This window comes from Paraburkholderia sp. GAS448, assembly GCF_050435685.1.
In the GTDB taxonomy this organism is placed as follows: domain Bacteria; phylum Pseudomonadota; class Gammaproteobacteria; order Burkholderiales; family Burkholderiaceae; genus Paraburkholderia.
Map to the genome: position 1 here is coordinate 25,168 of NZ_JBNDKT010000019.1, position 13,645 is coordinate 38,812.

11 protein-coding genes are annotated in these 13,645 nt (G+C 62.7%); 5 read left to right on the plus strand and 6 right to left on the minus strand.

Going from position 1 to position 13,645, the window contains the following annotated elements:
• Positions 1–48 precede the first annotated feature (48 nt).
• Positions 49–3,657: an indolepyruvate ferredoxin oxidoreductase family protein gene (locus P3T23_RS28810; protein ID WP_429319491.1), complete on the minus strand. Its 3,609-nt coding sequence runs from the start codon at positions 3,655–3,657 to the stop codon at positions 49–51.
• Positions 3,658–3,750: 93 nt separating this feature from the next.
• On the opposite strand from P3T23_RS28810, the gene P3T23_RS28815 reads away from it, so the two are divergent.
• Positions 3,751–4,656: a LysR substrate-binding domain-containing protein gene (locus tag P3T23_RS28815; RefSeq protein WP_429319492.1), complete on the plus strand. Its 906-nt coding sequence runs from the start codon at positions 3,751–3,753 to the stop codon at positions 4,654–4,656.
• 29 nt (positions 4,657–4,685) lie between these two features.
• Here P3T23_RS28815 and P3T23_RS28820 read toward each other — a convergent pair whose 3' ends face one another.
• Entirely contained in the window at positions 4,686–5,147 is a 462-nt protein-coding gene (locus tag P3T23_RS28820) for a MarR family winged helix-turn-helix transcriptional regulator (RefSeq protein ID WP_429319493.1), read from the minus strand.
• 115 nt (positions 5,148–5,262) lie between these two features.
• Here P3T23_RS28820 and P3T23_RS28825 point away from each other — a divergent pair, with 115 nt between their 5' ends.
• From P3T23_RS28825 to P3T23_RS28835, 3 genes are all read left to right on the plus strand, one after another.
• Positions 5,263–6,816: a DHA2 family efflux MFS transporter permease subunit gene (locus tag P3T23_RS28825; RefSeq protein ID WP_429319494.1), complete on the plus strand. Its 1,554-nt coding sequence runs from the start codon at positions 5,263–5,265 to the stop codon at positions 6,814–6,816.
• 123 nt (positions 6,817–6,939) lie between these two features.
• A complete protein-coding gene (locus P3T23_RS28830; protein WP_429319495.1) occupies positions 6,940–7,794 on the plus strand; it encodes an SDR family oxidoreductase in 855 nt (284 codons plus the stop codon).
• 115 nt (positions 7,795–7,909) lie between these two features.
• Complete coding sequence (locus tag P3T23_RS28835; RefSeq protein ID WP_429319496.1) at positions 7,910–9,313, plus strand: MFS transporter; 1,404 nt, start codon at positions 7,910–7,912, stop codon at positions 9,311–9,313.
• Positions 9,314–9,391: 78 nt separating this feature from the next.
• On the opposite strand, the gene P3T23_RS28840 is transcribed toward P3T23_RS28835, so the two are convergent.
• The 4 genes from P3T23_RS28840 to P3T23_RS28855 are packed head-to-tail and all read right to left on the minus strand — an operon-like array spanning position 9,392 to position 12,284.
• The gene (locus tag P3T23_RS28840; RefSeq protein ID WP_429319497.1) at positions 9,392–10,276 is read right to left on the minus strand and encodes a fumarylacetoacetate hydrolase family protein; all 885 of its coding nucleotides are present in this window, start codon (positions 10,274–10,276) and stop codon (positions 9,392–9,394) included.
• A 3-nt stretch (positions 10,277–10,279) separates the two neighbouring features.
• Positions 10,280–11,230: a VOC family protein gene (locus tag P3T23_RS28845; RefSeq protein WP_429319498.1), complete on the minus strand. Its 951-nt coding sequence runs from the start codon at positions 11,228–11,230 to the stop codon at positions 10,280–10,282.
• A gap of 43 nt (positions 11,231–11,273) precedes the next feature.
• On the minus strand, positions 11,274–12,032 hold the full coding sequence (locus P3T23_RS28850; protein WP_429319499.1) for an SDR family NAD(P)-dependent oxidoreductase: 759 nt from the start codon (positions 12,030–12,032) through the stop codon (positions 11,274–11,276).
• A gap of 21 nt (positions 12,033–12,053) precedes the next feature.
• A complete protein-coding gene (locus P3T23_RS28855) occupies positions 12,054–12,284 on the minus strand; it encodes a ferredoxin (RefSeq protein ID WP_429319500.1) in 231 nt (76 codons plus the stop codon).
• 358 nt (positions 12,285–12,642) lie between these two features.
• Between P3T23_RS28855 and P3T23_RS28860 the strand changes: the two genes are divergently transcribed.
• Positions 12,643–13,491 (plus strand): IclR family transcriptional regulator, encoded by an 849-nt coding sequence (locus P3T23_RS28860; protein WP_429319501.1) that lies wholly within the window; start codon positions 12,643–12,645, stop codon positions 13,489–13,491.
• The last annotated feature ends 154 nt before the right edge of the window (positions 13,492–13,645 follow it).

Consider the following 13,645-nt stretch of genomic DNA (forward strand, 5'->3'; position numbering starts at 1 on the left):
GTAGTCAGGGACGCTCTCTTCATGCAAGCGCCCCTCAGCTTCGTCACGTCACACTACGAGCCGCTCACCTCGCGGCTCCTTCGACTGCTTCGGCGCCCCTGCCTGCGCATACTCCGTCATCAACGCCTGCCGCTTCTTTTCCACCGCATGGATGTTGCGTTCCTTGACGTGACCGAAGCCACGAATCTCGTCCGGCAACTTCGCGAGCCTGATCGCGATGTCGAGGTTGTCCGCATTCAGTGAAGCGCAAAACGTGTCCACCAGCGCGATGTAGTCGTCGATGAGTTGCCGCTCCACGCGCCGTTCGGCAGTCTTGCCGAATAGGTCGAAGGCTCCGCCGCGCAGGCCTTTGAACTTCGCTAGCACGCGGAACAGGGGCAGCACCCACGAGCCGAAGCGACGCTTCACCAGGTGGCCATGTTCGTCGCGCCTCGCGAGCAAAAGCGGTGCGAGATAGAAGCTCAATGTGTAATCTTTGCCCGGCTCGCCTTCGAACTGGGCGCGCAGCTTGTCGAGATACGCCGGGTCCGCATAGAGCCGTGCAACCTCGTATTCGTCTTTGTAGCTCATCAGCTTCGCGAGGTTCTCTGCGACGGCGTGTGTGAGCGGAATCCTTGTATCGTCGCTGATTTGCATTTCTCTCGCGCGCAGTCGTCCCACTATGTTTCTGTAACGGGCCGCGTAGCGTTCGTCCTGATAGCCGACGAGAGCCTGCGCGCGAGTCTCGATCAGCTTTTCCAGCGACTGCGGCATTTGCAACACGACCGCGTCGGCGCGGGTGTGCCGCGGGACGAACTGATCCGCCGCTGGCGCGCCATGTTCCGCGATATAACGCCCCCAGTCGAACGCGAGGCGGTTTCTCTGCACCGCCACGCCGTTCAGTTCAATCGCGCGCAGCAGACTCGCGTTTGAAAGCGGTAACCAGCCCTTCTGCCACACGTAGCCCAGTAGCAACGGGTTCGCGTAAATCGTGTCGCCCAGCAGCGTCAATGCGAGCTGATTGGCATCAATGAATGCGCAATGCTCGCCGATGTTGGCACGCAGATCGTGCTCCGTCTGCGTACCTGGGAAGATCCAGTGCGGATTCTTCACAAACTCGGCAGTGGGCGTAGCGCCGCTATTGATCGCCGCGCGTGTGACGTCGATACGCGTCCTGGATAGCACTTCAGGCGATGCCGACACGATTGCATCGCAACCGATGATGAGCCGCGCTTCGCCGGTGCCAATGCGCGTGGCGTGCAACGCGTCGGGCGTCGGCGCAAGCTGGATATGACTCAACACCGCACCACCTTTCTGCGCGAGGCCGGCCATATCGAGGACGACGACGCCCTTGCGTTCCAGATGCGCGGCCATGCCGATGAGCCCGCCTGTCGTGACGACGCCCGTGCCGCCCACGCCGGTCACGAGAATGCCGTAGCGTTGCGCCAGCGGCTCGATCCGCGGCTGTGTCAACGCTGCAAAATCCGGCATGCGATCGTCACCTCGCGCAGCACTGTCCGCGCCTGCCGGTTTTTTGACTTGCGCACCTTCCGCCGTGACGAAGCTCGGACAAAAGCCCTTCACGCACGAAAAATCCTTGTTGCACGACGACTGATTGATCTTGCGTTTGATGCCAAGCGGCGTCTCGAGCGGTTCGACCGACAGGCAGTTCGACTGCACCGAGCAATCGCCGCAACCTTCGCAGACCGCATCGTTGATGAATGCGCGTCTGGCCGGATCGGGATACGCGCCGCGTTTGCGGCGCCGGCGCTTTTCCGTCGCACAGGTCTGGTCGTAGATCAGCACCGTGGTGCCGGCCGTGTCGCGCAACTCGCGCTGGATCGCATCGAGCCGGTCGCGATGATGGACCTGGACGCCCGTCGGCAAGGCCACTGCCGCCGAGTATTTCTCAGGCTCGTCGGTGACGATCACCACCCGTTTCGCTCCTTCGGCGACGACCTGAAACGCGATCTGCGGCACCGTCAGCACGCCGTCGACCGGCTGGCCGCCGGTCATCGCGACCGCATCGTTATAGAGGATCTTGTAGGTGGCATTGGCGCTCGCCGCGATCGCCGCGCGAATCGCCAGCAAGCCGGAATGGAAATAGGTGCCGTCACCGAGATTGACAAACACGTGCTTATCGCTCGTGAAATGCATCTGGCCGAGCCATGCAACACCCTCGCCGCCCATCTGGCTGAACGTGTCGGTCTGGCGGTCCATCCACATCGCCATATAGTGGCAACCGATGCCCGCCAGCGCACGCGAGCCTTCCGGAACCCGCGTCGATGTGTTGTGCGGGCACCCCGAGCAGAACCACGGCTTGCGTTCCACCGTGACACGCGGCTTCGCTGCTTCGCGCTCCTTCGCCTCGATCACCGCGACGCGCCCGGCGATTCGCGTGGCGACGTCGGCGGGCAAATCGGTTTTCGCGAGACGTCGTGCAATTGCTTTCGCGATCAATGCCGGCGACAGTTCGTGATGCGCCGGCAGCAGCCAGTCGCCCCGCGGCACCGACCACTCGCCGCCTTCATTGTCGCGCTCGTCGAACTTGCCGTAGACCTTCGGACGCACGTCGTCGCGCCAGTTGTACAGCTCTTCTTTGAGCGCGTACTCGAGGATCTGGCGCTTTTCTTCCACGACCAGGATTTCCTGCAAGCCTGTCGCGAAGTTGCGCGCGTCCTGCGCATCGAGCGGCCATACACAACCCACTTTCAATACGCGGATACCCACTTGCGCGCAGGTTGCGTCGTCGAGGCCTAGGTCGAGAAGCGCCTGGCGCACGTCGAGATAGGCCTTGCCGGCGGTCATGATGCCGAAGCGCGGCGTGGGCGAATCGATCACCACGCGGTTCAATTTGTTGGCGCGCACATAGGCGAGCGCCGCGTACCACTTGTGGTCGAGCAGTCGCGCCTCCTGCGCGAGCGGCGGATCGGGCCAGCGGATGTTCAAGCCGCCTTCGGGCATCGTGTAATCGGCCGGCATTGCGATCTGCACACGCTCGGGATCGATCTCGATCGATGCGGTGGATTCCACCACGTCGGTTACGCATTTCATCGCGACCCACAGGCCCGAATAGCGGCTCATGGCCCAGCCGTGCAAGCCGTAGTCGATATATTCCTGCACGCTGGACGGATACAGCACCGGAATGCCGCTTGCGATGAACGCGTGCTCCGATTCGTGCGCCACCGACGACGACTTCGCGCCATGATCGTCGCCTGCCAGCACCAGCACGCCGCCGTGTCGGTCAGTGCCCGCCGAATTCGCGTGGCGGAACACGTCGCCTGTGCGATCGACGCCGGGTCCCTTGCCGTACCACATGCCGAACACGCCGTCGTACGTCGCGCCGGGCCATAGATTGATCTGCTGCGAGCCCCACACGGCGGTCGCCGCGAGGTCTTCGTTGACGCCCGCCTGAAACACGACGTCATGCGCTTTCAAATGACTTTTGGCCTTCCACAGCGCCATATCCAGCGCGCCAAGCGGCGAACCGCGATAGCCCGAAATATAGCCGGCGGTATTCAGACCCGCGCGACGGTCGCGTTCTTTCTGTAACATCGGCAGGCGCGCCAATGCCTGGGTGCCGCTCATGTAGATGCGGCCTTCGTTCAAAGTGTATTTGTCGTCGAGCGAGACGGCGGCGAGCTCCGCTTCTTGAGCGGGCGAGTCTGGCGCGTTCATGGGCTTGTCCCCGAGATTGGTTTCGGGTCAGTATAGGCAGGCCATTTCCGTCGGTAAAACCACAAAAACGCAAGCCTCGCATCCGAAAAACGCATGGCCAAAGACGTTACGCTCAGACAACTCCGCTACTTCGTCGCCGCTGCTCGCGCGGGCCAGTTTTCGATGGCTGCCGTGAGCGAGCATGTGTCGCAATCGGCGATCACCAACGCCGTGATCGCGCTCGAACAGGCGCTCGGTGCCCGCTTGTTCGACCGTGGCGCGCACGGCGTCACGCTGACCGCCGACGGTCACGATTTCTACAATCATGCACGACACGTGCTGGAGTCTGTGCGTGACGCGTTGCATAAACCGCGTTCCGGCGCACGGGCCAGTTCGGGCACGGTAAGGATCGCTGCCTCTTATGTCGTGTTGGGCTATTTTCTGCCGGAATTGCTGGCGCGCTTTCGTGCGAGCTTTCCGGCGATCGAACTGGATTTGCGCGACATGGATAGGCCGGCCATTGAAGAGGCCGTGCTGCGGGGAGAGATCGATCTCGGCGTGACCCTCGTGTCGAATGTCGGTCGACTGGACGACTTCGGGCGCCAGATCCTGATCCGCTCGAGGCGGCAATTGTGGACCGCGCCCTCGCATCCGCTGGCGATGCTGCCGAGCGTCTCGCTGGCCGATGTTGCCGCGCATCCGAGCATTGTCCTCACCGTCGACGAAGGGGAGGCCTCGATGATGCGATATTGGCGCGCGGCCGGATTGGAGCCGACTATCGGGTTTCGGACCGGCTCCATGGAAGCCGTCCGTGGCCTCGTGGCCAACGGTTTCGGCGTGACCGTTCTGTCAGATATGTTGTTTAGAGCCTGGTCGCTCGATGGAATGCGGATCGACGCGCGGCCTCTCGTCGACGCCATCCCGCCTATGGAAGTCGGCTTGCTATGGCGGCCCAGCGGAGAGATTGCGCCAGCGGCGCGCCAGTTGCAGGAGTTTCTGATTCAGGCACACAGCGCATAGCCCGCAGCTTCGGTAGAGGCAGAGTCACCTCAAGCGTCAGCCGTGCTGCAGTTCGCGATCGCCTTGGCCAGATTCGCCCTCATGCGATGCAGCAACCCGACGAGCACTTCCCGCTCGTGAGCATCGAAGCCGGCTAAAGCTTCGTCCGCAACCCGGTCCCCGACATCCAGCACCTGGACGAGCGCTGCCTGTGCTTTCCGGGTCGCTTTCACGCAGTAAGCCCGCCGGTCGCTGGCATCCGCCACCCGCATCACCCAGCCGCCTTCGGTCATTCTGTCCAGCAGCCTCGTCAACGAAATCGGCGAAATCTCCAGTGTCTCGGCAAGCCTCGCCTGATTCGTCTCGCCATACCAGGAAAGGTAAGCCAGCACCCGGCTCTGGGCGCGCGTCAAGCCAAGGCGAGCCTTGGCACGCTCATCGAAAAGGCGGCCGCACAGCCGGCCCGCGTGCGTGATCAGAAAGCCCAAGCGGTTGTCGTAGCCGTTTTCCATGCCGGCGATTATACGAGTCAATTTAGTCAAATATGAACATGACGTCGATATCTGTCTCAATTACAATAAGCACGCTTATTAATTTTGCGCGCGACGCGACTGAGACCTCTACGTTATGGCAGGACATTCCACGGCACCCGCCCAGCCGCTGCAACCCGGCGCCGGGCTCAACCGACCGCTCATCACCGTGTCGATCATGCTGGCCACGCTGATGCAATCACTCGACAGCACGATCGCCAACGTGGCACTGCCGCATATGCAGGGTGCGCTGTCCGCGTCGCAGGACGAAATCACCTGGGTTCTCACCTCGTATATCGTGTCCGCGGCCATCGCCACGCCGCTCACCGGATGGCTCGCCACCCGCTTCGGCGTCAAGCATCTGCTGGCTGCGTCGATCACGGGCTTCACGATCGCTTCCGGCCTCTGCGGTCTGGCGGACTCGCTGCCGCAAATCATCATCGCGCGGTTGCTGCAAGGGATCTTCGGCGCGTCGCTGGTGCCGCTGTCGCAATCCATCCTGCTCGATATCAATCCGCGCGAAAAGCAGGGGCAGGCGATGGCCTTGTGGGGCATGGGCGTAATGGTCGGGCCGATTCTCGGGCCCACGCTCGGCGGCTGGCTCACCGAAAGCTATAACTGGCGCTGGGTGTTCTTCATCAACCTGCCGGTGGGCGCCTTCGCGCTGTTCGGCACACTCGCCTATCTGCCGGAAAACCGCCGCAAGCTCGGCGAGCGGTTCGATTTTTTCGGCTTCGTCACGCTGAGTCTGGCCGTCGGCGCGCTGCAGGCGCTCCTCGATCGCGGCGAGCAACTCGATTGGTTCAGCTCGCTGGAAATCCGCATCGAGGCACTGGTGGCCGTCATCAGCTTCGCCTTCTTCGTTGCCCATACGGCAACCGCAGGGCCCCGATCTTTCTTCCGCTATCAGTTGTTAAGGGACCGCAATTTCGTGACGGGCGTGTTCTTCATCTTCGTGGTGGGCGCGGTGATGTACGCCACGCGCGCCCTGTTACCGCCGATGCTGCAATCGCTGATGGATTACGACGCTGCCACCGCGGGTCTGGTCAGTGCGCCGAGCGGCATCGGCACGATGATCGCCATGATGGTGGTGGGCCGGCTGATCGGTCGTTTCGACGTGCGCGTGCTGCTCGTCACCGGCTTTTTGATCTCTGCGTTCGCGCTGTGGCAGATGACGCACTACTCGCTGGTGCTGTCGCAATCGAACATTGTCTGGCCAGGTGTGATACAGGGCTTCGGCCTGGGCCTCGTGTTCGTGCCGCTCAGCACCGTCACCTTCTCCACGCTGCCCGGCGAGCTGCGTAGCGACGGCACCGCCATCTACAGCCTGATGCGCAACATCGGCAGCAGTATCGGGATTTCGGTGGTCCAGACCTTCATCACACGCAATACGCAGGTAGCGCATGCATCGCTGGCCGCCCATGTCTCCGTGTACGACCCGGTGGTGCAGAACCAGGTCGACCTGCATTCGCCGAGCGCCATTGCGCTGCTGGACATGCAGATCAACCAGCAGGCCTCGATGATCGCGTATATCGACGACTTCAAGCTGATGCTGATCGCCACCTTGGTGGTGATTCCTTTGCTGGCCATCATCCGCCCGGCCCGTCATTCGAGCGCGTCGTCCACCAACGCTCATGTCGCAATGGACTAGCGCTAGATGCGAAGAACCTGGGACGCCGGTTTATCTGTACATTTATCGCTATCCTGTTTAAATTATAAAAACCAGAAACCATTCAGCGGGCCCTTCATCCCTGCGCCCGACACGAGGAGACATATGCAGATCGACTTGAGCAGCAAGCGCGTGATCGTCACCGGCGCGTCACGCGGCATCGGTCGCGCGATCGCGCGGGCCTTTGCAGCCGAAGGCGCGCGCGTCGCCATTTGTGCGCGCACCAGCGCCGACGTCGAAGCCGTCGCGCAAGACCTGGAGGACCGCGGCGCTTCGGCGGTGATCGCGCGCTCGGTCGACGTGACCGATACCGAAGGCGTCAAGCACTTCGTCGAACACGTCGCGCAAAGTTGGGGCGGCGTCGACGTGCTGATCAACAATGCGGGCCAGGGCCGCGGCGGGAATCTCGAAACGCTCACGCCGGAACAGATCCTCGAACACGCCAACATCCTGCAAATGGGCCATTTCCGCTTCGTGCAGGCGGTCGTGCCGCATATGCGCAGGCAGCGCTGGGGCCGCATCATTGAGATCAACGCGCTCGCAGGCGTCGTGCCGACGCCCGACGGCATTCCGTCAGTCGTCAACCGCGCGGCCTGCGTGGCGATGTCGAAATCGCTTGGCATGTCGCTCGCGAAAGACAACATCCTCGTCAATACCTTGAACATGGGCTGGATCGACACGGGCCAGTGGGACCGCCACTATCGCGAGATGCCGGCCGGCTGCACACGCGAGGAATTCGACAAGATGGTGCTGAAGGTCGTGCCGATCGGCCGCTTTGGCAAGCCGGAAGACGTCGCGGGCATGGCGCTGTTCCTGTCGAGCGATTACGCGAGTTTCATCAGCGCGGCATCGATCGATATTGCCGGTGGCATGGGCGGCCAGATCGCGTACTACCCAACGCTCAAACGCGATTTCTACGAGATGGTGAAAGCGCGCGGAGAGGCAGTGGTCGACCAGTAAGCGGGCGGGAAAACCATCACGCTAACGCAGCGTATTTTCTGCATACTGCATTCCATGACGTATGACACCGCCCGCCTCGCGCGGGCGGTTGTCCATCTGCCTCGGGAGTTCCGCTTTGCCCACCGCTCTCACGCCACGGACGCAGCAAGCCTCGTCCGTCTCGCCTGCTGCCTGCGCAGGCACAGCGTCCAGTTATCCACCGGCCCGTTACGCGTGGTACGTCATCGCCGTGCTCTTCGCGGCCACCTTGCTGTCTCAACTCGACCGTCAGCTGCCCGCGCTGCTGGTGCGTCCTTTGCGCAAAGAATTCGGCATCTCGGATACGGCGTTCAGTCTGCTGCAAGGCTACGCGTTCGCGATCTTTTACACGCTGACCGGTTTGCCGCTCGGCCGCCTCGCGGATCGCGGCAACCGCCGCAATCTGATCTTCGCGGCGCTACTGTTCTGGGGCGCGGCCACCGCGCTGTTCGCGTTCGGCCAGAGCTACAGGCACCTGCTGCTCGCGCGGGTCGGGGTCGGGATCGGCGAAGCAGTACTGGCGCCGGCCGCCTATTCGTTGATCGCCGACTACTTTGTGCCGGCGCAGCGTGGCCGGGCGATCGCGGTCTATTACGTCTCGATTGCGATCGGCTCGGGCGCGTCATTGCTGCTTGGCGGCTGGCTGCTGGCGGCGATTCCGCCGGACGGTCTGCCGATTGCCGGCTTCGGCACCGTGCCGGCGTGGCGCCTCGCGTTTGTCGCGGCCGCGCTGCCGGCCGTGCCGCTCGCGTTGCTATTGCTGGTGACGGTGCGCGAACCTACCCGCCAGGAACTGACGGTGACAGGCAGCGGCATCGAGGCCGGCGAGACCGCTTCCGTCGGCGATTTCGTGCGCTATCTGCGCCTGCATGCCGCCACGTTTGCCCGCGTCCTGACCTATCCGGCCTTGCTGTCGATCATCGGCTATGGAGCGCTTGCCTGGGCACCCGCGTTGTTCGAGCGCAGCTTCGGTATGCCGCCTTCGCGTTCCGGGCCGGTGCTCGGCCTGATCATTGCAATTGCAGGCGCGGGCGGCACGCTGCTGTGCGGTTTTCTCAGCGATGCGTGGAGGGCGCGCGGCGTGACGGCCGCACGCTTTCGCGTCGCGCTGCTCGGCTCGGTGGTGTTCGCGCTGCCGTGCGTGCTATGGCCGCTGATGCCAAACGCTCGCCTCGCGTTCGCGCTATTGTTCGTCAGCGTGTTCGGCCTCGGCATTGCGCAGTCGGCCGCACCTGCGGCGATTCAGGCGGTGGTGCCCAACCGGATGCGCGGCCAGGCCATCGCTTTGTATCTGCTGCTGGCCGGATTGCTGGGCATCGGTCTTGGGCCGACCGCAGTCGCGCTCGTCACCGATCACCTATTTCATCGCGATGGCGCGTTGCGCTATGCCGTGGCTTGTACGGCGGCGCCCGCCGCGCTATTCGGCTTGTGGCTGATCGGCTCGGGCGTGAAGCCGTACGCGCGGACGCTTGCCGCTTTGCACGTTGCGCAGCGTCGGTAAATGAAAACGGCGGCTGAGCTTGAGTGCCGGCCGCCGCGTGATTACGATGCGCGCAGTGCGTATGTCAATTCTGTCGGCTTATTCACCACGCCCCAACCTGCCGATCGCGCGCATCGGTGAGAGCACCCGCTTCGCTCCGATACGGTTGCGCAGCACACCGATGCGCTCGATCTGCGCTTCAATCACATCCCCCGGTTGCAGGAAGCGGCCATCTTCGAGTCCTACGCCGCATGTCGAGCCGGTGAAGACCAGGTCACCCGGCCGTAAAGCAATACGTGCATCCACGTAGTTCAGCAATTCGTCGACCGGGAAAATCATCTGGTCGGTCGTGTCGTGCTGACGCTCCTCGCCGTTAATGCGCAAGCTGAGCGTCACGCACGGCTGACCAGGGCCGCCGAATTCGTCCAGCGTGGTGATCCAGGGGCCGATCGGCGCGGTGCTGTCGAGGGCTTTCTGTGTGAACAGATCGAGCGAGCCGAGCCGCTTGCCGGCATCGCGCGCGCTGATGTCGTTGCCGACCGTGTAGCCGAGCAGACAGGCGCTCGCCTGCGGTTCGTCGCCGAACGCACGCCCGACGACTGCCACCAGCTCGACTTCGTAGTCGAGTTGATTCGTAACGGCGGGATATTGAATCTCACCGTCCGGCGGCACGAGCGCCGAGGCCGGCTTGATATAAGCGAGCGTATGCGGCGGCGCCTGTTTGCGGCCGAGCCGCACCAGATGCGATAGATAGTTCAGACCGACGCCGAACACGCGTGCCCCGGGATTCACCGGCGGACATAACTGCAAGCCGGCCAGCGGCAAACGGCGCGCATCGAGTTCAAGGGCTGCCTCACCCTGATCCGCGAGCGCCGGCGCCCACACTTCGAACGGCGCGCGAATGCGTTGCACTTCGCGCGCGCTTTCGTCGACCTGAGCCCAGAAACTCTCGCCCGCCGCGTCAAGGACTCTCGCGAGCTTCATGGGCTAAGCCTGCTGACGTTTGGCGGCAAGAATCGCAAGGCCCTCGGCATCCATCACTTCTTCGGGCGCTCGCACGCTCGGCCCGAGAATCGGACCGACCAGTTCGTGACCCCATGTGCTCAGTTTCTCCGGATTCAGTTCGAAACCGTCGCCGTGCCATGGCTCGAGTTCAGTGATGATCTCGAACGCGAAGCCTCCCGGCGAGAAATGATAGAACGATACGTGCGGGTCTTGCGTGTGCTGGCCGAGGGTCATCATCATCGGCAGCTTGCGTTGCCTGACGATGTCGTAGGTCTCGCCCACGTCACGAAGATTGTTCACGAAGAGACCGATGTGCTGGATGCCCATCTTGTTCGGCCCGAGGCCGTACGCAATATCGTGGCTCGTGCTGGTGTTCAGCTTCGAGCGATAGAACGCGGTTTTGCCCTTGCCTGCTCCCGCGCCGTAGTAGTGAAAGCCCATCACCACGGTCAGGAAGTGCTCGAGTTCCGGCGGGAACTCCGGCGTGATTACCACGAGATGGCCGAGGCCTCGCGCACCGGCATTGAAGCCGCCATGCGGGCGCCCCGGGATGAACGAGCGCGGCATCCATTTCTGCGAGTAGAACAGTTCATGCTGATAGCCGACCGGATCGCGAAAACGCACCACGTCCCGCACGCCGCGCCGTTCCGCGTCGCCTTGAGTCACTTCGACGCCTGCTTCGCGCAGCCGCTCGACAGCCGCCTGAAATTCGAGTTTGCCGCGAGCTTCCCAGCCGATATACGCAAGCCGGTCGACCTTGCCGGGATGAAATGCGAAACGGTGACGACGGTCGTCCATGCGGAAGTACAGCGAATCGCGATCCGCGTCTGGCGATGCGCCGATTTGCCAACCCAGCACTTCGGGGCCGTAAGTGCGCCACTCATCCATGTTGGCCGTCTCGAAACCGAGGTAGCCGATGCCGATAATATCCACGACGTCTCCTGATAGGGTGATCTGTCAGGCATGCACGGCGCTGTTACAGCGCGAGCATGCCGCCGTCCACGACGATGTCGGTGCCGGTGATATATGAAGCTTCGTCCGACGCCACGAACAGCGCCGCGGCGACGATTTCTTCCGCTTCTGCCGCGCGTTCCATTGGAATGCCGGCGAGCAGCATGGAACGCGTGGCCGGGTTATCGAGGAACGGCTTGGTGCCGGGCGTGACGACCACGCCTGGGCTGATGCTCACCGCGCGAATCCGATGCTTGACGCCTTCCACCGCGAGTTGCCGCGTCAGGGCAATCACGCCGGCCTTCGCTGCCGAATGTGCGCCGATGCCGGTCGCCGCCGACGCACTCCATGCCGCCACCGACGAGATATTGACGATCACGCCGCCTTGCGCCGCGAGATGGCGCCAGGCAAAGCGCGTTGGATAGAACACAATGTCCAGTTCATTGCGCAGCGTGTAACGCCAGTCGTCCACCGACATCTCGCTGACCGGACCGAAGCGTGCCGCCGATGCGTTGTTGTACAGAATATCGATGCGACCATAAGTGGCGACCGCGTCTTCGATCCACGCCTGGGCGCCTTGCGGATCACCCAGATCGACGCTGCCAGGCCCCTCCATCTCGAGACCCTCGGCGCGCAGCAACGCGATGGTCTCCTGCTGCGCCGCCGCGTTCAGATCACAACCGAACACCTTTGCGCCTTCACGCGCGAAACGTATTGCGGCCGCCCTGCCCTGGCCGCCGCCGGTGCCGCTGATCAGCGCTACCTTTCCTGCGAGCCGTCCCATGTGGTCGGTTCTCCCGTTGGCTCAGACGGTAATCGCTTCGACGCTCAACGCTTCAGCGGGACAAGCGGCCGCGCCTTCGCGCGCATCTGCTTCGAATTCGGCGGGAATCGTCTCCGCCTCCAGATAGACAAGGCCGTCCTCGTCGAGTTTGTAGACCTGCGGGCACAGTTGCGCGCACAGGCCATAACCGCAGCAGCGGCTTCGATCCGCGCTTACGCGCAACATCACTGATGCCTTGATTTCCGAATTCATGTCTCCTCCTTTTGGGCGCGTGGCCATACATGGCCGTTGGCTGGAAATTATATGCACAGATTAATCAAATGTGTTTATTTTATGGTTCGGGTTGACCCTGGCCGCAGGTCTTCGCGGAGCTGTCTCCTCACGCGCGGAAGCATCGTCGACCGTGCATCTTTGATCGGGTAAGCCACTATGAACAAAGGCTTTGCGCCGGGACTATTCTGGCTTCAGAATATAATCACTGCCGGTAGAACGATCCCGGAGCGATTCCAGAACACCGTGAACACCCTTTGGCGCCGCGTTTCTTACGGGCGAGGATAGAAATTGAACGGCACGTGGCAGTGCCCGGACGGCAACCAAGAGACCGCCACCCATGACGACGAAGAACAACACTGTTGCAAGCGAATCGGTAGGACCCCGCGCGAGCGTGGCGCGCCGCTCCGCTGAGGGAGCGCCGAAAAACCATGGCCCGACGAGCGCGGTAACGGTGAAGCCCGTTGCGAATGCAATCCGTATCCTGCGTTATCTCACGCAGACAGGTGCGCCCGAGCGAGCCGCTGATATCGCGCGGCATCTGTCAATCAATCCGAGCACCTGCTTCAACATCTTGCGCACACTCGTTGCTGAAGACGTGGTCGATTTCAATGCCCTGTCGAAGACCTATTCGGCAGGCCTCGGGTTAGCGCGACTGGTGGAGCAACTGGTCACGCAAGGGCAACGGCTGCAACTGGCTGCGCCGCTGATGCAGGATCTCGCCGCCGAGTTCGGCGTCACCGTGACCTTGTGGCGCCGGCTCGGGGCGGACCGGATCGTTCTGGTGAGTTCCGAGTCGAGTCCGACTGATTTGCACATCGACATGCCGGCCGGACAGCGGCTGCCGATTTTGATGGGCGCCAGCGGACGTCTGTTCGCTGCCCGCCTCGGGCTCACCGATGAACAGTTGCGGGAAGAATTCGAACAGCTGCGTTGGGCGCGGCCGATTTCGCTCGAGACCTACGTGCGCGAAGTGAATCGCGCGCGGCGGCGTGGGTGGGCCAGCGATGATGGGTACTTTGCTACCGGTGTGATGGCGATTGCGGCTGCGGTCTGCGACAAGAGCGATAACATCGCGTTTACTGTCTCTACGGTCATGATTCGAGGCGACCGAGGGGAGACCCAGGTAGATGCGCTCGGCGAGGCCGTTCGCGATCTGGCTCACCGGCTGGAGTCGGTACTGTTCTGAGTGGTTCTTCTCTTTCGGGCGCGGCGGCCGCGCGCCCGAAACATTGGCGTTTGCGCGTTGCCTTTCATTCGGCGCGATGGCTCGCCTGCGTGTCGCCGCGTCTTTCCTGACGCATCGGCCCTTCCTTCGAAGTATTAAACCGCGTTCGCACTGT

Excerpts from the sequence above, each read along its gene's own strand:
- P3T23_RS28825 (WP_429319494.1), top strand. The coding sequence starts at position 5,263 with ATGGCAGGACATTCCACGGCACCCGCCCAGCCGCTGCAACCCGGCGCC.
- P3T23_RS28830 (WP_429319495.1), top strand. The coding sequence starts at position 6,940 with ATGCAGATCGACTTGAGCAGCAAGCGCGTGATCGTCACCGGCGCGTCA.
- P3T23_RS28850 (WP_429319499.1), bottom strand. The coding sequence starts at position 12,032 with ATGGGACGGCTCGCAGGAAAGGTAGCGCTGATCAGCGGCACCGGCGGC.
- P3T23_RS28820 (WP_429319493.1), bottom strand. The coding sequence starts at position 5,147 with ATGGAAAACGGCTACGACAACCGCTTGGGCTTTCTGATCACGCACGCG.
- P3T23_RS28860 (WP_429319501.1), top strand. The coding sequence starts at position 12,643 with ATGACGACGAAGAACAACACTGTTGCAAGCGAATCGGTAGGACCCCGC.
- P3T23_RS28810 (WP_429319491.1), bottom strand. The coding sequence starts at position 3,657 with ATGAACGCGCCAGACTCGCCCGCTCAAGAAGCGGAGCTCGCCGCCGTC.
- P3T23_RS28815 (WP_429319492.1), top strand. The coding sequence starts at position 3,751 with ATGGCCAAAGACGTTACGCTCAGACAACTCCGCTACTTCGTCGCCGCT.
- P3T23_RS28840 (WP_429319497.1), bottom strand. The coding sequence starts at position 10,276 with ATGAAGCTCGCGAGAGTCCTTGACGCGGCGGGCGAGAGTTTCTGGGCT.
- P3T23_RS28855 (WP_429319500.1), bottom strand. The coding sequence starts at position 12,284 with ATGAATTCGGAAATCAAGGCATCAGTGATGTTGCGCGTAAGCGCGGAT.